Origin of the sequence: Streptomyces mauvecolor, from assembly GCF_039532965.1 — a bacterium.
GTDB classification, from domain to species: domain Bacteria; phylum Actinomycetota; class Actinomycetes; order Streptomycetales; family Streptomycetaceae; genus Streptomyces; species Streptomyces violascens.
This window is the reverse complement of sequence record NZ_BAAASQ010000053.1, coordinates 21,699-41,241: the sequence shown is the minus strand read 5'-3', so window position 1 is coordinate 41,241 and position 19,543 is coordinate 21,699. Positions and strand designations below refer to the sequence as shown.

At 69.5% G+C, this 19,543-nt stretch carries 18 protein-coding genes and 3 pseudogenes; 7 read left to right on the top strand and 14 right to left on the bottom strand.

Annotated features, from left to right (window positions below):
- Positions 1 to 18 precede the first annotated feature (18 nt).
- Positions 19 to 774, bottom strand: coding sequence for an aminoglycoside phosphotransferase family protein (locus ABD346_RS37165; protein ID WP_344380737.1), 756 nt, complete (start codon positions 772 to 774; stop codon positions 19 to 21).
- Positions 775 to 828: 54 nt separating this feature from the next.
- Positions 829 to 1,491: a class I SAM-dependent methyltransferase gene (locus ABD346_RS37160; protein ID WP_344380736.1), complete on the bottom strand. Its 663-nt coding sequence runs from the start codon at positions 1,489 to 1,491 to the stop codon at positions 829 to 831.
- Positions 1,492 to 1,728: 237 nt separating this feature from the next.
- Here ABD346_RS37160 and ABD346_RS37155 point away from each other — a divergent pair, with 237 nt between their 5' ends.
- The gene (locus ABD346_RS37155) at positions 1,729 to 1,977 is read left to right on the top strand and encodes a hypothetical protein (RefSeq protein ID WP_344380735.1); all 249 of its coding nucleotides are present in this window, start codon (positions 1,729 to 1,731) and stop codon (positions 1,975 to 1,977) included.
- 150 nt (positions 1,978 to 2,127) lie between these two features.
- Here ABD346_RS37155 and ABD346_RS37150 read toward each other — a convergent pair whose 3' ends face one another.
- The 7 genes from ABD346_RS37150 to ABD346_RS37120 all read right to left on the bottom strand — a co-directional run bounded on the left by ABD346_RS37150 (position 2,128) and on the right by ABD346_RS37120 (position 9,937).
- Positions 2,128 to 3,354 carry a beta-ketoacyl-[acyl-carrier-protein] synthase family protein gene (locus tag ABD346_RS37150; RefSeq protein ID WP_344380734.1) on the bottom strand — a complete coding sequence of 409 codons (1,227 nt, stop codon included), beginning with the start codon at positions 3,352 to 3,354 and terminating at the stop codon, positions 2,128 to 2,130.
- Entirely contained in the window at positions 3,354 to 3,614 is a 261-nt protein-coding gene (locus ABD346_RS37145) for an acyl carrier protein (protein WP_344380733.1), read from the bottom strand. The genes ABD346_RS37150 and ABD346_RS37145 overlap by 1 nt, the downstream gene beginning before the upstream one ends.
- A gap of 430 nt (positions 3,615 to 4,044) precedes the next feature.
- Entirely contained in the window at positions 4,045 to 5,106 is a 1,062-nt protein-coding gene (locus ABD346_RS37140; RefSeq protein ID WP_344380732.1) for a beta-ketoacyl-ACP synthase III, read from the bottom strand.
- Positions 5,107 to 5,132: 26 nt separating this feature from the next.
- Entirely contained in the window at positions 5,133 to 5,981 is an 849-nt protein-coding gene (locus tag ABD346_RS37135; RefSeq protein ID WP_344380731.1) for an SDR family NAD(P)-dependent oxidoreductase, read from the bottom strand.
- Positions 5,978 to 7,057 carry a 3-oxoacyl-ACP synthase III family protein gene (locus ABD346_RS37130; protein WP_344380730.1) on the bottom strand — a complete coding sequence of 360 codons (1,080 nt, stop codon included), beginning with the start codon at positions 7,055 to 7,057 and terminating at the stop codon, positions 5,978 to 5,980. The genes ABD346_RS37135 and ABD346_RS37130 overlap by 4 nt, the downstream gene beginning before the upstream one ends.
- Positions 7,054 to 8,907 carry an acyl-CoA dehydrogenase family protein gene (locus ABD346_RS37125; protein ID WP_344380729.1) on the bottom strand — a complete coding sequence of 618 codons (1,854 nt, stop codon included), beginning with the start codon at positions 8,905 to 8,907 and terminating at the stop codon, positions 7,054 to 7,056. Before ABD346_RS37125 ends, ABD346_RS37130 begins: the two co-directional genes overlap by 4 nt.
- Before the next feature lie 43 nt (positions 8,908 to 8,950).
- Positions 8,951 to 9,937 carry an acyltransferase domain-containing protein gene (locus ABD346_RS37120; RefSeq protein WP_344380728.1) on the bottom strand — a complete coding sequence of 329 codons (987 nt, stop codon included), beginning with the start codon at positions 9,935 to 9,937 and terminating at the stop codon, positions 8,951 to 8,953.
- Positions 9,938 to 10,400: 463 nt separating this feature from the next.
- On the opposite strand from ABD346_RS37120, the gene ABD346_RS37115 reads away from it, so the two are divergent.
- From ABD346_RS37115 to ABD346_RS37105, 3 genes and pseudogenes are all read left to right on the top strand, one after another.
- Positions 10,401 to 11,807 (top strand): NsdA family TPR-like regulatory protein, encoded by a 1,407-nt coding sequence (locus tag ABD346_RS37115; protein WP_344380727.1) that lies wholly within the window; start codon positions 10,401 to 10,403, stop codon positions 11,805 to 11,807.
- A gap of 71 nt (positions 11,808 to 11,878) precedes the next feature.
- Positions 11,879 to 12,991 (top strand): 4-hydroxy-3-methylbut-2-enyl diphosphate reductase, encoded by a 1,113-nt coding sequence (locus ABD346_RS37110; protein ID WP_344380726.1) that lies wholly within the window; start codon positions 11,879 to 11,881, stop codon positions 12,989 to 12,991.
- Between the two features lie 112 nt (positions 12,992 to 13,103).
- Positions 13,104 to 13,549: pseudogene (locus ABD346_RS37105) on the top strand (transposase family protein); the annotation flags it as partial.
- On the opposite strand, the pseudogene ABD346_RS37100 reads toward ABD346_RS37105, so the two are convergent.
- Positions 13,529 to 13,963, bottom strand: a pseudogene (locus ABD346_RS37100) (transposase family protein); the annotation flags it as partial. The pseudogenes ABD346_RS37105 and ABD346_RS37100 sit on opposite strands and share 21 nt — an antisense overlap.
- A 536-nt stretch (positions 13,964 to 14,499) precedes the next feature.
- Positions 14,500 to 15,759, bottom strand: coding sequence for an MFS transporter (locus ABD346_RS37095; protein WP_344380725.1), 1,260 nt, complete (start codon positions 15,757 to 15,759; stop codon positions 14,500 to 14,502).
- A gap of 109 nt (positions 15,760 to 15,868) precedes the next feature.
- Here ABD346_RS37095 and ABD346_RS37090 point away from each other — a divergent pair, with 109 nt between their 5' ends.
- On the top strand, positions 15,869 to 16,342 hold the full coding sequence (locus tag ABD346_RS37090; RefSeq protein WP_344380724.1) for a winged helix-turn-helix transcriptional regulator: 474 nt from the start codon (positions 15,869 to 15,871) through the stop codon (positions 16,340 to 16,342).
- A gap of 32 nt (positions 16,343 to 16,374) precedes the next feature.
- Here the strand turns inward: ABD346_RS37090 and ABD346_RS37085 are convergent, their stop codons facing one another.
- Positions 16,375 to 16,698, bottom strand: coding sequence for a hypothetical protein (locus ABD346_RS37085; protein ID WP_344380723.1), 324 nt, complete (start codon positions 16,696 to 16,698; stop codon positions 16,375 to 16,377).
- Between the two features lie 71 nt (positions 16,699 to 16,769).
- Positions 16,770 to 17,616, bottom strand: a pseudogene (locus ABD346_RS37080) (transposase); the annotation flags it as partial.
- 108 nt (positions 17,617 to 17,724) lie between these two features.
- On the opposite strand from ABD346_RS37080, the gene ABD346_RS37075 reads away from it, so the two are divergent.
- The gene (locus ABD346_RS37075; protein ID WP_344380722.1) at positions 17,725 to 17,898 is read left to right on the top strand and encodes a hypothetical protein; all 174 of its coding nucleotides are present in this window, start codon (positions 17,725 to 17,727) and stop codon (positions 17,896 to 17,898) included.
- Between the two features lie 134 nt (positions 17,899 to 18,032).
- On the top strand, positions 18,033 to 18,635 hold the full coding sequence (locus tag ABD346_RS37070; RefSeq protein ID WP_344380721.1) for a hypothetical protein: 603 nt from the start codon (positions 18,033 to 18,035) through the stop codon (positions 18,633 to 18,635).
- Between the two features lie 176 nt (positions 18,636 to 18,811).
- Here ABD346_RS37070 and ABD346_RS37065 read toward each other — a convergent pair whose 3' ends face one another.
- Complete coding sequence (locus tag ABD346_RS37065; RefSeq protein WP_344380720.1) at positions 18,812 to 19,279, bottom strand: hypothetical protein; 468 nt, start codon at positions 19,277 to 19,279, stop codon at positions 18,812 to 18,814.
- Between the last annotated feature and the right edge of the window lie 264 nt (positions 19,280 to 19,543).

Genomic DNA, 19,543 nt, shown 5'->3' with positions numbered 1-19,543 from the left:
CATAGCCTCAAAACGAGATCACCGAGTGGCCGTCGATACACCACTCCAGTGGACGTGACCGCGTGAGGCGGCGCCCGCGGGAAGGAGCACCCATGCGGCCGCGAGGTCCCACGCCGGGTCGCCGGCGAACAGGGCTCCGAAGTCGACGATGCCTGCAAGCGTTCCGTCCGAGACGATGACGTTCGCTGGATGGAGGTCGCCGTGCACCCACAGCGGCGCGCCCTCCCACTCGGGCGCCTTGACGGCGTCGTCCCAGACGGCTCGGACGTCGTCGGCGAGGTCGGCGGGGACGACGGCGTGGAAGAAGTGGTCGAAGCCGTCCGTGCAGTTCCTGGGATGGGCACCGAAGTCTGTAGCGATCGGCGCCTCGGCGGGTGCCTCCACGTGGAGGGCTCTGAGGAAGCCCGCCAGCGTGTCGGTCGCGTGGTCGGCGCGGCTGATGGAGGTGTGGTCCAGCGGCTCGCCGGGGACCCACGTCATGACGGTCCAGTGCTTGGGGAAGCGCTCGGACGGTTCGCCGAACCGCACCGGGGTCGGCACCGGGAGCGGCAGGCGCGGGGCCAGCACTGGCAGCCACCGCCGCTCCTTGAGCTGGAGCTCCGGGGTGGGGTCCATGCGCTGCATGCGCACAGCCAACTCGTCCCCGAGGCGCCACATTTGGTTGCCCCAGCCGCCCGCCACTTCGCGGATGGCCAGTCCTGCAAGGTCCGGATGCTGCTCCTGCAGAAGGTCACGGACCAGGTCTGCGGTGATCTCGATCTCGGAGTCGGTCATGCGAAGCCACCCTAGCGGCGCAGGGTTCTGGCTTCGCTCGTGATCCGCGACGGGCTAGCTGCCTGAGCCGGTGGCCGACGGGGGTACCTCGACGACGAAGAAGAGGAAGTTGGGGTTGGCCGACAGATGCTGGAAACCGTCCGGGAACAGTTCGCGGGCGGCCGGGTCGGGCTGCGGCTCGCTGAGAACGGAAAGTCGGAAGCCGGCGGTGGTGAAGGCGTCGGTCATCGCGTGCAACGGCCTACGCCACAACTCCATGGGGATCAAATGCCCGTTGAGAGTCCAGTCGAAGGTATAGCTGGTGGTGGCGTGGTAGTCGGGCCGGGGATCCCGGTGCGCATAGGCCGTGAAAGGGTGGCTCACCGACGCGATCAGCCGGCCGCCGGGCCGGAGCACCCGCCGCAACTCGGCCAGCGTCGGCCCCCAGTCCTCCAGGTAGTGCAGCACGAGTAACGCGGCCACGTCGTAGAACGGCAGGGGGTCGCGTAGGTCGACCACCTGGAGGGCCACATCGTTGCCGAGCCGCCGCCTCGCCAGCGCCAGCATCCCGACGCTGGCGTCGATGCCGGTGACGACGGCACCGCGGCCACGCAGTGCGGCGAGGGCCTGCGCGACGACCTGCAGTCGGTCCATGTGGGACTTCAGCAGAGCCTGGAGCGCCAGGATGGCCGCCGACAGCAAGACCGACGTGCTGCGGATCGGCATGATGCCGAACAACGCCCATGGCCTGAAGCCCCTGGGACGCCTTCCGCACCCGGCATCCGCAGTGGGGACTACGTATCCGGCATAGGCGTTCGCCGACCCCTTCGGCCCGCTGCGCGCCGCTGACATCGACGTCTGGTGTCCTGGACTCCCGTGGAGGAAGCCGAGCTGGTGGTCGGGCCCGCCCACCCTGTTCACAGAACACCGCGTGGCGCTCGCAGCTTCCGACCACGTCGTGGCCCTCAGAAGTCCGTGTCCGTCGAAGTCCTGGGCGACCACGGTGTCATCGGCTCGCCTACGCCACGACCCGACTACTGGGAGGACGCCTTCATGCCGTTGAGAACGCCCAGAGGTCGGACGACCGAGCGCAATCACATCGCGGGCAACCTGGACGAGCTGTACAGCATCGTGCCCCTCGCCGGTCAGTTGCAGTCCTTCGGAGCGGGCACGGTCGACCAGCATCGCGACCAACTGCTCGTCCGGCACCGCCTCTGTGGCTGACTCGACGATCGGGTCCTGGACGGCCTCGTGCTCCGTGATGTTCTCGCTCATCAGGCGTTTCCTTGATCATCGGATCCGCCGTCCATTGGACGCTCCCGGGTGATGGGGCAGCGCGCGGTCGGGGCGGCCTCGGTGCGTCTTCGCGGTCTCTTACGGGCGGGCGAAGGCCAGTACGGTGTTGTGTCCGCCGAAGCCGAGCGAGTGGCTGAGGGCGAGGTGGATGGCTTGGCGGCGGGGGCTTTTGGTGATGATGTCGAGGCCGGCGGTTGTCCGGTCCGGTTGACTGAAGTTGGCTGTGGGTGGTGCTGCGCCGCGATCGATGCTGGTGACGGTGAGAGCGGCTTCGATGGCGCCGGCGGCGCCCATGGTGTGGCCCAGGACGCCCTTGACGGAGGTGACGCTGGGTGTGGTGTGGCTGAACAAGTCTCGGATGGCACCGGCTTCGACCTGGTCGTTCAGGCGGGTGCTCGTGCCGTGGGCGTTGATGTGGTCGACGTCGCCCGTGCTTGCGCTGCTGCTGTTCAGGGCTTGAGTGAGGGCGCTGCGCAGGCCTCGTCCTTCGGGATGGGGTGCGGTCGGGTGGTGGGCGTCGCTGGTGGCACCGTGGCCTGCGAGAACGGCGAGGGGGCGGGCTCGGCGGGCTTGGGCGTGCGCGGCGCGTTCCAGGACGAGGAGGCCGGCGCCTTCGGCGAGGACGAAGCCGTCGCGGTCCTTGTCGAAGGGACGCGAGGCTGCTGACGGTTCGTCATGGTTCGTCGACAGGGCGCCCATTTTGGTGAAGGCGGCCGCGCACAGTGGAGTGATCATGGCGTCGGTGCCGCCGGCCAGGGCGATGTCGCACTGGCCGGCGTGCAGGAGAAGAACTGCGGTGATGATGGCGGTGGCTCCGGAGGCGCAGGCGCTGGAGGTGTGGAACGCCGGTCCGGTGACGCCGAGTTCGAGGGCGAGGTGGGCGGCGGCCATGTTCGGCAGGTAGGCGGTGAGGGTCAGCGGCGAGAGGGTGCCTGGTCCGGTGCTGAGGAGTTTGCGGTGCTGGGTTTCCAGGGTGGCGATGCCGCCGGCGGCGGTTCCGATGACCACGGCGACCCGGGAGGTGTCCCAGGTCCGGTGGTCGAGTCCGGCATGGTGGATGGCTTCGTAGGCGGCGGCGAACAGGAATTGGGTTGCGCGGTCGTATCGCCAGGGCTGTCGTGTCGGGAGGAGGGCTGCGGGATCGAAGCCGGGTACGCGGCAGGACAGGTGGACGGGGGGCCCGTCGAGTTCGAGGTCGCGACGTGCCGCGGACTGGCCGGCGCACACACTGTCCCAGGTGGTGTCGGTGTCAGTGCCGCCGGGGGTGACCAGGCCGGTGCCGGTGATGACGATGGCGGGGTTCACTACGCCGACTCGTGCGCGTCGCCGTGCTCGTCCTGGAGATTTTTGACCGCCTGAGTGACCTGGTGCAGGGTGAGTTCGGGCTTGGCGGTGCTGTCGTCGAGGGGGATTTTCCAGTGGTCCTGCAGGGTGACGTACAGCTCGACGAGGGCTAGTGAGTCGAGTTCGAGGTCGCCGAGGGTGGCCTGGGGTGACACGCGGTCGGGCGGCACTTCGAACTTGGTGGTCAGTGTGGTCACCAGGTGCTGGTAGACGGGATCCATGACAGACACTCCAATTCGCTGCGCGAGCCCCACAGGGGGCGGGAAAAGGTGGGTGGGTCGTTCGGCGAGCCCGGAAGCGGGCTGGTGCCGGGTGAGTCCGGATGACCGATGGGTGATGTGGGTCCAGTCCGGGATTGAGGTTTGTGTCTTTGAGGACTGAGGAAGCTGGGCGCACGCATGTGCTGGGTTCGTCCCGATTCCTGCCCCTCCGAGTGGCCGGTCCGTGCGCGTTCCGCCCGGGTACGGCTGGCAGGGCTGCCGCGACGAGGTGTCGTATCTGCGGGCCGTGAGGGTGGACTTGAGACGCTGGTTCCTGGTGGCCTGTGCGTGGCTGCCCGGCCGGTGGCGGGCGGGGATCTGGGTGCTCGGAGGCCGAACGGTTCGGCAGCACGACTCCGGCACCGGCTTCTTCCGGCCTCCCGGCAGCCCTTCATTCTCGGGTCGGGCTCTCTGCCGGTTCGCCGGACTGTTCGGGGTGAGTGAGAGGGGCGGCTGTGGGCCAGGTCAGGGCGATGGATGCCCAGGTCAGGCCGCCACCGAAGGCCGTGAGGAGTGTCCGGTCGCCGGGTGCGAGCGATGTATGAGGGGCGGCGGCGGCCATGACGAGGGGGATCGAAGCGGCTGCGGTGTTGCCGGTCTCGTGGATGGTGCCGAACCGGTTCTCGGGCGGAATGCCCAGACGTTGGGCGACGGAGTCGAGGATGCGCTGGTTGGCCTGGTGGCCGATGAAGGCGCCGAGGGACTCGACGGGCCAGTCGGCGTGGTCGAGGCAGGTGCGGGCGGACTGCGTCATGCGTCGTACGGCATGGGCGTACACCTCGCGGCCGTGCATGTGGAAGTAGTGGTCTGTGGTGGGTTGGGGCAGGGGATGGGGGTGGCGTGATCCTCCGCCGGGGATGGTGATGAGGGGGTGTTCGCTGCCGTCGGAACCGAGGTGGGCGGCGCGGATCGCGCCGGGAGTGTGTGCCGGCCCCGGTCGCAGGACGACCGCTCCCGCGCCGTCGCCGAACAGGGCGGCGGTGTCGCGGTCGTGGGGGTCGATGATGGTGGAGTAGGTGTCGGCGCCGATGACGAGGGCGCTGGGGGACAGGCCGCCGCGGAGCAGGGCGGTCGCGGTGGCCATGGCGTAGAGGAAGCCCGAGCAGACGGCGGCGAGGTCGTAGGCGCCGATGGTGCCGAGGCCCAGGCGGTGGGCGACGTCGGGGGCGGTGGCCGGGCACGGGTGGTCGGGGGTGCTGGTGGCGAGCAGGAGCAGGTCCGGTGGGCGGCCGCCGTCCGATTCCAGGGCGGCCCGGCCGGCTGCGACGGCCAGGTCCCCGGTGCTGGTGGCCGCGCCGGCGCGGTGCCGGCGGGCGATGCCGGTGCGGGTGCGCAGCCAGCCGTCGGTGGTGTCGAGGTGACCGTCGGCGATGACCTCGTCGTTGGTCACGGCGCGGTCGGGCAGACAGGAGCCGATGCCGGTGACGACGGCTGTGGTGTCGTCGAAACGCATGGGGACCCTCCGAAGGACTCGGTCGGTCAGGCGGCGAACGGAGAGGGCGGTTTGGGAATGCCGGCCAGGCCTCCGTCGGGCAGCGACAGACCGCCGTCGAGAACCAGTGCGTGTCCGGTCATGAAGGAGGAGGCGCTCGAGGCGAGGAAGAGAACGGCGTGCGCGACTTCCTCGGGCTCGCCCCAGCGGCCCATGGGCACATGGCTCATCAGCCAGTCGGACACGAGGGCGGTGGAGCTGGCGAATTCCGTCATGGCGGTACGGATCCAGCCCGGGCACAGGGCGTTGACGCGGATGTTCTGCCGGGCCCAGCCGACTGCGAGGCAGCGGGCCAGGGAGATCTGGGCGGATTTGGTGGCGGCGTAGGCCTCCATCATGGGGGTCCCGGCCAGGCCTGCTACTGATGACATGAGGATCACGCTGGCGTGCCGGGATTCGGCCAGGTGGGGATGGGCGGCCCGGCACAGCGCGGCGGTGGCGTTGAGGTTGAGGGACACCACGGTTTCCCAGTCGTCCTGGGAGGACTGGCTGAAGGGCACCATGACGGGTGTGTGGTCGTCGGCCAGGGGGAGGGTGCCCGCGTTGTGCGCGACGATGTCCAGGCCGCCGAGTGCGGCCGCGGCGTGGTCGACGAGGTCGGCTGAGGCGCCGGGGGTGGTGAGGTCGGCGGTGATCACGGTGGCCTTGCGGCCCCGGTTTTCTACGGCGTTGACGGTTTCGGCGAGAGCGGCGCTGGTGCGTGCGGAGACAACGAGATCGCATCCGGCACCGGCCAGTGCCTGCGCGGTGGCTTGTCCAATCCCGCGTGAGGCGCCGGTGACCAGGGCGCGTCGCCCGTCGAGGCGGAAGGGGTCGGTGGTGGGTGAGGCGGTCATGAGCGGGTCCTCTCGGTGGTCGGGAGGGCGGCCGGGCGGGCCGGCGCGGGGGCGAGGTGGATGGCCGGTGCGCCGTTCCAGGTGAGCAGGGCACTGCCCCAGGTCATCCCGGCGCCGAACACGGTGATCAGCACCCGGTTGCCGGGATGAATCCTGTGGCGTGAGGCCGCCGCCGCGAGTGCGTAGGGGGCGCTGGCAGCGCCGATGTTGCCGACCCTGTCGCCCACGATGACCAGGCGGTCGTCGTCGAGACCGAGGTCGTGGCCCAGGCGGCGCAGCAGGACGGGGTTGGGCTGGTGGGCGATGACGCAGTCGAGATCGTCGAGGGTCAGGTGGTTGCGGTTCAGGGCTTCGTGGACGAGGCGGGGAAAGGTGGTGCGGATGAAGTGGCTGACGGCTCGTCCATCCATGTGGATGAAGTGGTTGCCAGTGCGCAGGGTGGTGGGGGTGGCGGGGTTCCGGCTGCCGCCGGCGGGGATGAGGACCTGGTCGGCGAGCAGGCCGTCGGAGCCGAGGACGAAGTCGGTGAAGCCGCCCGGTTCGGGGACGGGGCCGAGGATCGCGGCCGCGGCGCCGTCGGCGAACAGGACGGATGTGCCGCGGTCCTGGGGGTCGAGGAACTTCGAGTAGGCCTCGACTCCGACGACGGCGGCGTACCGGGGGTGCCGGTCCTGGCTGAGCCAGTCGTGGGCGACCTTGACGGCGAAGAGCCAGCCGGAGCAGGCGGCGCTGACGTCGAGGGCGACGGCGAACCGTGCTCCGGTGCGTGCCTGGATGCGGCAGGCGGTGGCGGGCCCCAGTTCGTCGGGTGTGGAGGTGGCGCAGATCAGCAGACTGATGTCCTGGGCGTCGATGTTGGCGGCCGCCGCTGCCGCACGGACGGCGGCCGCTGCCAGGTCGGAGGCGGCTTCCTCGGGTGCGGACACGTGGCGGGTGCGGACGCCGGTGCGTTCATGGATCCAGTCGGCGCTCACCCCGACGGTGTCGGCGACCTCCTCGTTCGTACGGATCCGACGTGGCAGGTACGTGCCCATGCCGCAGATGCCGATGGGACGTGATGTGCGGGGTGCGTTCACGGGGTGCCTCCGCGCTGCCAGCCCAGTGAGCCGGCCAGCGCATCGTTGAAGTCGGGGGCGGCAAGGGGCGCGGAAACGACGGCCTGTGGGTAGCCGAAGGCGTCGTCGAGGAGCGGAAGGTGCGGCATGATCCGGTCGCACAGCTCATCAACCTGTGGAGAGAGCCGGTCCAGGTCCTCGGGGCGTATGGTCCGGGCCGCCAGCAGGGAGCCCGCCCAGCGACGCGTGGCGAGCAGCCCGTGCAGCGCGGCCAGCGGCTCCAGTACCGCTGTCAGGGCGGCATCGTGCAGGGACGCCAGGATGCGGGACACATCGTCCGCGGCCAGGACCGCGGCATGGATCTCGCCCAGTTCGCCGGCGGCTCCCAGCAGGGGATTCCAGACGGCGAAGCCGTCCGGATCGCTTCTGGCCCGCTCGTCGCGCCGTCGGCGCAACTGCCCGGCCAGGCGCTGTTCATGCCGCCGTGCCACGGCCGGCCACCAAGCCGGGTCCGAGGGGCTCGGGGCAGCGGGCGGGGGTGCCAGTGCCTCGGTGTGGTCTGCCTCGTCGACCAGGGCGCGGCCGAGGTCGTAGTAGATGAGCTGGCTGTCGCCGCCCGCGGTGTCGAAGGCGTGGTGGAAGCCGTGATAGGCGGCGAGTTTGTTGATGTCGAGGTGACCGGAGAAGCCGCAGTGGCGCTGGCACACGGCCGCGATCTCGGCCGCGGCCCGGACGGTGTGGGCCTTGTAGGCGGACAGGGGGCGGCTGACCGCGGCCCAGGGGGTGAACGTCATGTCCGCGCTGCCCGTGCCGTTGCCGGTAGTGGCCGACCACAGGGCGCGTGCTCCGTCGGCGGCGCAGGTCAGGGCGAAGGCGTTGGCGAAGGAGCCCAGGACCGCGTACTGCTGGGTGCGGTAGGCCAGCAGCGGCATGCCCGGTGCCAGCCTGCTCTGGGTGCGCCGCCGGCGTGCGTAGCGCAGGGCGAGGACCGCCGACTGCCTCGATGTCGCCGCGGCGACCGAAGGCAGGGCGCCCCAAAGGTCCTGCCCGACACACAGAGTGCGGGCCAGACGTGCGTCTGGCGAACCGAGCGGATCGTGGAACGTGCCGTCGGCGTCGAGGGTGGCGCTGTCGCTCAGCCAGTGCGCGAAGGGCAGCCGGACGTTCTCGAACCGGACTTGTGCGTAGTCCAGCGGAATCGCGTCCAGGGCCAGCGGGGTGGACATCACGACGCCCGGCAGCAGCCCGGCCTCGTCGGTGAGCTCGACGAGGAACGTGAACACGCCGCGGTCGGCTCCGGCGACGACGAGCCGGGCCAGCACAGCTGCGGTACGCGGTGCCCCGTGGGTGCTGACACCGGCGAACTTCGCCGCGGCCCAGTCCGGCGTGCTCAGGACGAACTCGCGTGTCGCGGGGTCGAACACGGCCTGGGTGCGCGGTGCCAGATGGCTGTTGGCCTGCCCGGCCTCGGTAATCAGATAGGAGCCTTTGACTCGTCCCGATTCGAGCGCGTCGAAGTGGGCTTTGAGCGCCTGGTGTTCGGGCGCCAGACGGTGCAGGGAACGCAGACAGAGCACGTGATGGGTGATGAGGGCCATGCAGAGGGCCGGTTCGGCCACCGCCGACCATGCCAGCAGGGCGGCGAGCTGCTCGGGCGCCTCGAGCATCTGCCGGGCGGGCGGGAGCGCACGGGCCAGCTGCTGCAGGCGTCCGGTGATGCGTTCCTCCCGGTGGCCGGGGCCGGTCGGAAGGGAGGGGTGATCGTCCGACAGCGCGTCCCGCAGGGCGTCCAAGAAGCGTGGTTCGCAGGGGCCGTGGAGGAGCCGGTGCAGTTCGGGGTGGGGGAGTGTGGAAGTGGCGGGGCCGGTCACGGGGGCCTCCGTTTCGCGGCAGGGGGACGGACGGGTTCGGTGGTCACCAGGGGAAGGCGGCGTCGGCCAGCGGGGCGTGGACCGAGACGTGCGGATGGCCGGCGAGGACGCGCTGGACGCTGTGGGACAGGGCGCTGCCGGTGCCGGCCTCGAAGAATGCGTTCGCCTGCCGGTGTGCGGTGAGGGTGTGCAGCAAGCGCGGCAGGTGGGCCGGGCGCACCAGACAGTCCGCCAGGCGGCGCGCCAGATCCTCGTTCTGGGTGTAGACCCGCCCGGCCACGGCGGAATACACGGGCATGCGGGCCGGGCGCACCGTCCGGGACCGCACGGCCGCGGCGAACTCTTCGGCCTGAGGGCCAAGCGCCGGGTGGTGCGAGGAGAAGGGAAGCCGTAGCCGGGCCGTTGCCACGTCCCGGCCCGCGGCGCACTTCTCGACGGCCTCCAGCTCCGCCTCGGGGCCGCTCACGATGGTCTCCTGCCCGTCGTTGACGACGGCCACGACCACTTGGGCGGTGCCCAGGCGGTGCAGGATCGCCGCCGCTGTCCGCTCCGAACAAGCCAGCAGCGTCAGGCCCCCTGGGCAGGTCGCGAGGATCCGGGCGAGGTCGTAGGCGATCCGGGCACCGTCTGCCACGGAGTACGCGCCCGCGGCAGCGAGTGCCGCGATCTCCCCGAAGCTGACCGCGACCAGAGCGGCGGGAGAGCCGTGCGCGGCACACAGTCCCTGATGAACCATCAGAGAGGCTGCGTACAGCGTAAGTTGCAGGGTGCCCGTGGGTGCCTCACTCAGTCGGCGAGTGCTGGGCGGCTTCGGCCCAAGAAGCCACGGGGTGAGCGGAGGCAGCCCGTGTTCCGTCCCGGCGCGGTCCACTTCCGGGAGTACGTCCTCGGCGGGCCGTCGCAACGGACCGCCCTGGCGGCAGGCCCGTACCAAGGCGCTCACGGTGAAGTCGCCCTGGCCGGGAAACAGGTGGATTACGGCCGGCCCGCGTTCAGTAGCCCAATCCTCGGGGGCGGTGGCCTCGTTCATGACGTCCCCGCTCCGGGGCGCGGGACGCCACTGCGTACCGAGAGGGCCGGTCCGCCCCGGTGCGGTGCCGCTCCGGGCGCCGCCGGGGATCGCGGGCCGGCTGGCGGGCCGCACCGAACCGGCGCCGCGAACTGGCTGGTCCGGGCGCTGCCGTCGGCCGTGAAGCATTCACGGGACCTCCGGGTCACGTGCCCGGTAGTGAGATTGCACGACATGAACTCCTCCCTCCTCCCGGGGCGCAGGGGCGTGAACCGGACGACCGGGCAGCGCGCGGCATTGGAAACGATCGCGATGTGTGTGCCGATGTACGCCCTGTTGATGACCAGGCCGAGCGCCTCAGTCTGAGAGTGCTCAGCTCGCCCCACCTGCAATACGACAGACATCGCCGCCGGTGTTGAATCAAAACGGACGTTGAACCTCCGCCAGCTGAGGTTCGCGAGCCCGCGCCGGAGAAAGGACCGCCATGCGACCCGCTCGCGTCCCCAACCAGGCCCTGCGCCGCCTACTGGCCGAAGCCGGCTGGAGCGGAGCGCGCCTGGCACGCGAGATCAACCGCGCCGCCACAGAGAACAGCCTCGAAACCCACTACGACCGCACCACGGTCGGACACTGGCTGGCCGGCACCCGGCCCCGCCGTCCCGCGGCCGAGCTCGCCGCGGAGGTTCTCTCCCGGCACCTGGGCAGAACCGTGACACCGGGGGAGACCGACCTGGTCGCCGCCGCTGCCGAGGGCCGGCCCGCGGCAGCACCATGGAGGGAGGATGCCGTGGAGCACCTCGAACGGCTCGGCGCCTTCCGGGAACGGCGCGACCTCACCCTGCTGGGCGCCTACTCCCTGGCCGCGCTCACCGTGCCGAACTGGTCCACCCGGACGGTACCTGCCCTGGGCACCGCTCAGCCGCGCCAGCGCAGCGCCGCGCACGACATCGACGACGCACGCACCATGCTCGCCCTCTTCTCCCGCCACGACGCGTCCTTCGGCGGCGGACAGGTCCTCCGGGCCCTGAGCGGATACCTCTCCACCACCCTCGCCCCCTGGCTCAGGCGCGACACCAGCCCCCGCGTGCGCCGTGACCTGGTGACCGTCGCCGGCCAGCTCGCCTATTTGTGCGCCTTCGCCCACTTCGACAGCAATCTCCACAACCAGGCGCAGCAGTACTACCTCGTCGGCCTCAGCCTCGCTCAGCACGCCGGCGACCGAGTGGGCTACGCACTGGGGCTGCGCGGACTGAGCGTGCAAGCACACGCCCTGGGTCACATCCGCCATGCCGACCGTCTCGCCGCACAGGCCGTGTCTGTGGGAACCCCGCATGCCCCGGACCACCAACGCGCTTTTCTGCTCGGGCAGTTGGCCGTCACCCAGGCCGGTCTCGGCGCGGCCGACGCCGCCGGCCGCTATCTCGTCCTGGCCGAGAAATCCCTGGAGAAGGCCCGCACCGGAGACACCCCCATCGGCGCCTTCAACCAAGCCTCCCTGGCCCTCCAGCGCGCCGCCGTCGCCGCCCAACTCGGCGACCGCAACCGCGCCGCCCAAGCCCTGGCCATCTCACTGCGACATCGGCCCCCAACGGAGAGCCGCTCACGGCTGATCAGCCTGGCCGACCTTGCCGAAGCCCAGCTCGGCCTGGGGCATCTCGACCGCGCCTGCCTGACCTGGAGCGCCTTCCTCGACCTCTACCCCACCGTCAGCAGCGCCCGTCTCCACCAGCGACTCCGCTCCCTGCATGCGCTGTTGCGCCCCCACCGGGCCTACCGGCCGGCCACGCTCCTCACCGAACGCGCCGAGTATGTACGCCGGAAAAGCGCCGCGGAATTGGCGGATTCGGCGGCGCTTCGCGCGCGGTCCGCACCGCCCTCGGGATATGCATAGCCAAACGCCGTATTCCGCCCGCGCACCAGACCTCAGCGCGCCCTGCGGCTCCACCCCCGGGAACAGAACTGATGAACCGCAGCGTGCTCCTAGAGACCTTCCCCCACCCGCTCCAGGCGCCCGGAGCGCTCACCGTCGCTCGCTCCTGGGTCCACCCCGAACGCGGCCCGGTGGACTGCCCGGCCCACCCGCTGCTGGCTGCCGTCGCCGAACGGGACGGCTTCCGCGTACGGACCACCTCCCTGACCGCCCCCGATCCGGACTGCCGTCCGCACGGCACCGTCTTCGCCGTCTCCTACCAGGACCCACACGGCCCCGTCCGCGGACTCGCCATCGGTGTCCAGCTGGGCGATCCGTGGGCCCTGGCGTATGCGCACCGGCAGATCACGGTCTGGAGCAGCACGCTGCGCACCCGCAGAATCCTTCTCCTGTCCCCGCCCGCCGCGGCGCCCGCTCCCGGAACCCAATCTGCCGCAGTCCCAGGCCCGTCCACCTCTGGAGGTGCTCCACCACGCTGGCGGGCCTGCGGCTGTGCACACCAGACTCTCTGCCCCGCCGTGGACCGTGCCGCCCATGCCATCCGCGCCTTCCAGGCCCAGTCCCTCCGCGTCGCCCTTGTCGGGCGCCCCGTGTGGCGGGCCCCGGAGGCCCCGCCCCTCACCCCGCCCGAACACAAGCTGCTGCTGCCGCTCACCAGCACCAGCGCGGTGGCCGGACTGGACTCGCTGGATCCGGACAGCATCGCTTTTGTCGTGGCCCCGGGCAGCAGCATCGACCAGGTGTCGGAGATCCTCACCAGCCTCCGTGTCCGCTTCCCCCGCGTCCGCGGCCAGCACCCGGACCAGTGGTGCTACACCATGACCGACCAGCTCAACGCCGCCCGCTCCGCCTTGGCGGAGAGCGACACCCTCCTCCTCTGCGACTCCGGCGCCACACCGACCACCATGGCCGCCGTTGAGGCCGCCACCGAGGCCCGCACCACCATCTCCACCCACCGGATCAGCACGCTCGGCCGACTACACCCGCGGGACATCGACGTACCAGCCATCACCGCCATCGACTCCACCGGCAGCACCACGCTCGTCGACGCCCTGTCCGGCCTCGGCCCCCTCAGTGTCGTGCGCAGAGGAGCACAGTCCACAACCGTCGCAAGCCACCAGCCCGTCGGTGCACCCGCACACTGAGAGTTCAGGGTGGCCCCCGGACGGGTGACGACGGGACCATAGGCAACGGACGAGGGTCCCGTGCCGTCGAGAGAGGTGTTCTAGGTATCAACTCTCCAGCCCAGGAGCCCTGTTGTCCCCACATCTCGCCGCACTCGACCTGCCGCACGCACTGGTGGAGTGGGTGACGATGCCGATCGTCATCCGTGAGGGCGACGGACGCTGCCAACTCCGGCCGTCCGAGCGTGCGGTGATCGCCCGCGCGCACCTGCGCCGGCACGACCCCTGGCTCATCTCGCCGCGGCTTTCCGTATCTCCGTCGGCACCGCCCCCGCCCATGCGTACGTCACCACCGCAGTCGAGCACTTGCCGACAAGGCGCCGGGCCTGCTGAAGGTCCTGCGCGAGACGGACCCCCGACCCTGTTCTCGTGGACGGCACACTCGCCGAGTGCGACCGGGTCGGCGACGGGCGCGCGGACTACCCGACGAAGCACCAACAGCACGGCGTGAACGTGCAGGTCATCACTGATCCGGCCAGTCGCACCCTGTGGTTCTCGCCCGCCCTGCCCGGCCGAACAACGTGCCGTGCGTAAGAGACGCCATGTCTTGAGTCGGGCGAAGGCACGCTCACCAGGTGCAAGCAGACGGGCGTGGTCACGGTTGTACTGCTGGTGGTGCTCCGGCTGTTCGCGGTAGTGGTGGTACGGGGTGCGGACGGTCGCGCCGGCCTCCTGGTAGGCCCGGTCCGCGAGGATCAGGACCTGCCGGGTGCGGCAGGCCTGGACGATGCGGTGGGCGCGGGCGGCGGTCAGGTCGTGGCTCCGGCCCGCAAGCGCGCGGGAGATCCACAGGGGTGTGCTGTCCGGCCGGGCGATGGCCTGCACATTCGTGCCGTGCTTCTTGTGCTTCTGCCAGTAGTACGGCTCATCTGCACGGATCTGGTCGGTGGGGATCAGGGTGCCGTCAACAACGACGAAGTCGCCTTCACCCAGGCTCAGCCTGCCGCCGAGCTGGACCGTGACCGGGCCTGGATGCATCTGCTGGAAAACCCGCGTGGGGTGCGTCGGCAGCGGCACGGCGGCGTCAGGCGCCTGTTGGAGATCGCCGGGACATACGACCGGATCTGCCAGCGTGCCGAGGGTTACCTTCAGCCGGACGTCTCGGCGACGGACATCCTCGCCGTGCTCCGAGTGATCCGTACGCTCCGCGACAAGCTGGACGACGATGAACGGATGCTGCTCGCCCTGGCCGCAGTAGGCGAATCACCTGGGCGCGGATCGCCACCGCGCTGGAGACGAGAGGCCGTCAGTTGGCCGAGCGGGCCGGTACCTGCAGCTGAGCAGGGCCTACCGCCGCCCGGATGGCACCTTGCCGCGCACTCAGAGCGAGCGGTTGAGCAAGCGCGGGAGCAGTGCAGCCGCCGCGCCGAACGGGAGTGGCACGGTGTCACGCGCGCAGGATCCGGTTGATCGCATCCGGCCGTTCGTATGGGGCCGGCGGTGTGCGGGCTCAGTACCGGGTGTTGCCGCTAAAGAGACCAGGGGGCCGTGTGTCCGGCGTGGTCCGTTTCCTGTGTTTCCTTCTGCGCCGGGAGTACGTCTGTGTTCTCGGGTCGGGGGCTGGCGCTTGTGTGGGGGAGTCGCCGGTCGGTTGCCCAGATGATCAGTGCGCAGGCGGCGAATCCGGCGCCGAGGAGGCTGGAGCCGGCCCAGCCGTGGGCGCTGAAGGTGGCCGTGGTTGCGGCTGCGCCGAGGGCGGAGCCGAGTGAGTAGAAGACCATGTAGCTGCCGATAACGCTGCTGATGCGTTCGGGGTGTGCGGTCGTGAGCAGGTGCTGGTTGCTGACATGCACGGCCTGGACCGCGAAGTCGAGGACCACGATTCCGACGATGAGGAGCCACAGGGACCACGGCAGTTGGGCGATCGCGGCCCACGAGAGGATGAGCAGGGTGAGTGCCAGACCGGTGACCGGGGTTGCCCGTCCTGCGTCGGCCCACCGTCCCGCGCGGGCTGCGCCCAGCGCGCCGGCGAGTCCGACGATGCCGAACAGTCCGATCTGGCTTTCGTTGAGATGCCAGGGTGTGCCGGCCAGCGGCAGGGACACTCCGCTCCACAGGGTTCCGAACGAGGCGAACAAGAAGAAGGCGATGAGTCCGCGTGTCAGGAAGAGGCGTTGCTTGAACAGTCCGCCGAGCGAGGCAACTGCGTTTCCGTATCGTGCCGAAGGCCGGTTGGGGTGAGCCTCGGGCGGCAGTACGGCGAGGACGAGGGCTGCCAGACCGAGGGACAGCACCGCGAGCACGGCATAGACGCTCCGCCAGCCCCAGACTTCGGCGAGTGCGCCGGTGACGACCCGTGCGCCCAGGATGCCGACCACAACGCCTGATGTCACGACGCCGATGTTGCGTCCGCGTTCGGCAGGCAGTGACAGGGACGCGGCGTACGCCACCGTGGTCTGCACCACGACCGCGAACACTCCGGCGGCCGCGAGTCCTGCGAACGCGATCCAGGCAGTCGACGCCGAGGCTGTCAGGATCATGCCGACTGCGGTGATGGCCAGGTGTACGGCGATGAGCCGGCGTCTGTCGGCCACCACGTCGCCGAGCGGCACCAGCAGCACCAAGCCCGCCAGGTAGCCGAACTGGCTGGTCGACACGATCCAGCCGGAGAGTTCTGGTGGCAGGCCGAGATCATGCCCCATCGGCTTCAGGACCGTTTGCGCGGCATAGATGCTGGCCACAGCTACACCGCAGACCACGGTGAGCAGTAATCGCCGCCACGTGTCCATGGCACTCCCCCAATCAGTAGTGAATTGCAACTGATTTGACGGTACGGCATAATGGTTTCGATTCGCAACTCATTGAATGGTTTTTATCCGCAACTCATTGGGAGCTGTCATGTCGCGCACCATCACGCGCGCCCCGAACCCCGACCCAGCCGCCCCCGACTGGACCGACGCCGACTGCCCCGTCGCCCGCACGCTCGACCTCGTCGGCGACAAGTGGAGCCTTCTCGTGATCCGCGACGCGATGGACGGGGCCCGGTCGTTCACCGAGTTCCAGCGACGCACCGGCATCGCCCGCAACATCCTCACCGACCGCCTCCGCAAGCTGATCGCCCACGGACTCCTCGCCCAGCGAACCGCCCCCTCGGGCCGCCGCCAGGAATACGTACTCACCGACGCCGGCCGCGACCTCTTCGCGGTCATCCTCACCCTGCGTCAGTGGGGAGAACGCCACGCCTTCGCCCCGGGCGAGACCCACTCCACCCTTGTCGACCAGCACGGCACCCTAGTGCCGGAGATCGCGCCGACCGGCGCCGACGGCACCCCCCTCGGCACCGACACCACTCATGTGCGCAGGACCAGATAGGGAGTAATTGTCAATAGTTGTGGATCAGCGGGTCAGAAGGCTTCGTGGGCCAGTGCTTCGAGCCCTTTGATGGAAGTCAGGGTGGCGTTGAGCGCGCTGTCCGGTGCTGGGGCGGTGACCAACACGAAGGTCTGGAATGCGGCGTGTACCGACGAGTAGAGATCGTCTTCTTCGTCGTCTCCAGGGATTGCGTTGGGCTGGATCTCGATGTCGGCGCCCCTTGCCTCGGCCTTGAGGTAGCCGCCTCGGTAGTAGCTGTCGTGATCGGCGAAGGTCAGGTTGAGGAGTGGGGCGAGCAGTCCGGCCAGTTCCTCGGCCGTGTGGGTTTTGGTTCCGTAGGTGTCATGGATGGTCATCGTGCGGTCACCCTAGGCCGTGAGGATCTGGGGGCGTTCGATGAGGTGGCCGCGTTCGAAGCGGGCTCCGGCCGGGAGCTGGCTGCCTTGGTGACCTTGGCTCGCAGCCGGACGGTGGCGAAGGTCGACTCGATGGGGTTCGTGGTCCGCAAGTGGATCCAGTGCTTAGAGGGGAAGTCGTAGAACGCCAGCAACTCGGCTCATCATCGGTGATCTTCTTCACCGCCTTGGGGCACTTCGTGCCGTACTGCTTGGTGAACGCCTCGACCGCGATGGCCGCGTGCTCGCGGTCCTCGGCGTTGTAGATGTCCTGGATGGTTTTCTTCGCCGCGGGCTGGGCCGACTTCGGGAGGTTGTCGAGGCAGTTGGCTGCCTTGTGAACCCAGCACCGTTGGTGACGGGTTTCGGGGAAGACCTCGTTCAGCGCGTTCCATATGCCGAGGGCGCTGTCGCCGACGGCGAGGACGGGAGCTCGCATGCCGCGCCGCTGGCAGTCCCGCAGCAGCAGCCGAGGAACTGCTCGAGCGCGGGTATGAAGTCGCCCGACGACAGGCCGTGCAGGGAGAGCAGCGGTAGTACCTCGCTGATCATCGGGGACTTGCGGCACCACGGCGGCAGGATCGCCGAGGAGAACCGCTTGCGCTCACCTGTGGCTGCGTCGACGCGCTTGTCGTTGACGCGCGGGGACTTGACCTCGACCGTTCTGGCCGCAGTGGTCACCGAGCGCGGCTGGTGACAGTCGTTGCGGACCACCGGGCGGCGACCGTTCACGTCCTGCTGGTCAGCCAACTCGGCTATACAGGCGTTGACTTCGGCCTCCAGGGCGGCGGCCAGCATCCGCCTCACGCCCGCGCAGACGAAGTCGTCGATCAGGGAGCCGGTCTCGGTCGTTCCATCGGCAATCACTACGCTCAGCACGGGCGTGCCTCCCGGCCGACGGTGCAACGTCGGCCTACTCGGTGACCAGAAGTCGATCACTCGGGAAGGTGCGCCCTTCGCGTCCAATCCGAGGTCGATCCACAGGTCATGAGCATTGCTCACTCACACCTGCACCGAGACCTCGCCGGGCAGAAGGTCCTGCCCGTCGACGACGTCTTCACCTCCGGAGCCCAGATACACACCGTCGCCCACCACCTCCTGCACACCGGGCACGCCGGGGAAGTCCGTGGCCTGGTTCTCGCCCGGGTTCCCTGGAGTTGAAGTGGGTCTGGGCAGAGGGGAGTTGGCCCCTCGATCCGAGCTGGGGTAATGATCGGTTAAAGAGATCTTGTGCGGGCTGCCGTCGGCTGGGACTCTTCCGAGGATCAATCATCACGCCACTCTTGGGGGGTCCCATGAAGGTTCGTCACAACCGCGTCAGAGCTGTCCTGTCGGCGTTCGTGGTCGTTGCATCGTCCCTGACCATCGCAACCGCCGGTCCGGCCGGCACGGCCAGTGCGCAGCCGCACCCTTGTCCGCTGGACGACGGAACGCGTATCCCGCTCGGCACCCCGGTCAACATCTGGGACCATCAGGACAACGGGGCACCGTGGAACGGTGTGGACACCTCGATCGGTGACCTGACCCTGGCCTACATCCCCAAGTGCCGTCAGGTGTACGCGCAGGCGCACCTCAACCAGAAGGGACTTACCGCCATCTCCAAAGCCACGGTGTACATCGCCGATGAGCGCAACAACACCGAGGACCGGGTCACGTTCTACAACAACAACTACGGCGTGATCGGCTCACCCAACGGGTTCCTGACGTCCGGCTTCGCCTCGATCGACATCCCGGAGTACAACGCCGGATCCGAGTACGCCGCACCGAAAGCCTTCCAGGCCGCACTGGACTACACCGAGTACCTCGGCTGCTCCACGATCGTGACGTCCGGGACGCACCAGTTCTCCGACGGCGCGAACCGCAACAACGGCAACGGCGCGACCTGCTCGCACGGCTGATCTGAGCAGCCGCGACAGGGGAAAGCCTGCAAAACCCGTTGGGCGCGCCCCTGTACCAGCCCGGCCGCTGCCTGGTGCTCGCTCGGTCTTCCCGAGCCGAGGGAAGGCTCAGGCAGCGGCGGCTCAGAGGATGAACGCCAGTTGGCACGGTGACGTCGTCGAATCTGCAATCAAGCCTAGATCGCGCCCCTGCTGAGCCGCGCCGCCGACCAGGCACTCCTCGGGTTCACCAGTGAACGGGGGTGCTCCCGAGGATGTTTGAGCGGCCGGTCCTCTCCCGCGCGTTGGCAACAGGCCGCAACCCTGATACAGGTGCGCACCGGGTGTGTGGGGCCGCCGGCCGGTCCGCAGTCGTTGGTGGACAGGGGCCGGTTCTGCGAGCGGGCCAGGGCGAAGCAGACCAGCATCGTGCGGTGGTCCTCGAACATGACGTGGTTGCGGATGGCCCGGTGGGTGAAGTCGAGGTGGTCGAAGACGACCGGGATGTCCTCGTCCCCGTACGGGGCGCTGTTCAGGGTGGGCAGCACGTCGAGGATCCGCTCACCGCGGCCGAGGATCCGAGCCTTCTCGTGCGAGGGGTCCCACGGCGGCGGGTCGGCGTCGGGATCCCGGAGTTCTTTCGGTATCTCTTCCGAGCGCAGCACACTGCCGACCGGCGCACTGTCCCAGCGCGCCTGCCTGCTGACGCTGCCTCAGTTGAGACTCACGTTGACACAGGGCTCGCCCTCGAGCCATGCCCAGGGCGTACGGATTACCCGCTCGCGCGCTAATCGACCACCAGGTGCCCGAAGTCGTCCCGGGACAACAGGAGCGGCGCGGCGGGCGGGACAAAAGCATCGGTCCAGATCCCCATGGCCCGGTTGCAGCAACCGGGATTCCGCCGCCGCCAGCCAATATCCGCCGCGCGC

Coding starts and splice junctions, on each gene's coding strand:
- ABD346_RS37165 (WP_344380737.1), bottom strand. CDS start 774: ATGACCGACTCCGAGATCGAGATCACCGCAGACCTGGTCCGTGACCTT.
- ABD346_RS37145 (WP_344380733.1), bottom strand. CDS start 3,614: ATGGATCCCGTCTACCAGCACCTGGTGACCACACTGACCACCAAGTTC.
- ABD346_RS37140 (WP_344380732.1), bottom strand. CDS start 5,106: ATGCGTTTCGACGACACCACAGCCGTCGTCACCGGCATCGGCTCCTGT.
- ABD346_RS37135 (WP_344380731.1), bottom strand. CDS start 5,981: ATGACCGCCTCACCCACCACCGACCCCTTCCGCCTCGACGGGCGACGC.
- ABD346_RS37120 (WP_344380728.1), bottom strand. CDS start 9,937: ATGAACGAGGCCACCGCCCCCGAGGATTGGGCTACTGAACGCGGGCCG.
- ABD346_RS37115 (WP_344380727.1), top strand. CDS start 10,401: ATGCGACCCGCTCGCGTCCCCAACCAGGCCCTGCGCCGCCTACTGGCC.
- ABD346_RS37110 (WP_344380726.1), top strand. CDS start 11,879: ATGAACCGCAGCGTGCTCCTAGAGACCTTCCCCCACCCGCTCCAGGCG.
- ABD346_RS37095 (WP_344380725.1), bottom strand. CDS start 15,759: ATGGACACGTGGCGGCGATTACTGCTCACCGTGGTCTGCGGTGTAGCT.
- ABD346_RS37090 (WP_344380724.1), top strand. CDS start 15,869: ATGTCGCGCACCATCACGCGCGCCCCGAACCCCGACCCAGCCGCCCCC.
- ABD346_RS37085 (WP_344380723.1), bottom strand. CDS start 16,698: ATGACCATCCATGACACCTACGGAACCAAAACCCACACGGCCGAGGAA.
- ABD346_RS37075 (WP_344380722.1), top strand. CDS start 17,725: ATGAGCATTGCTCACTCACACCTGCACCGAGACCTCGCCGGGCAGAAG.
- ABD346_RS37070 (WP_344380721.1), top strand. CDS start 18,033: ATGAAGGTTCGTCACAACCGCGTCAGAGCTGTCCTGTCGGCGTTCGTG.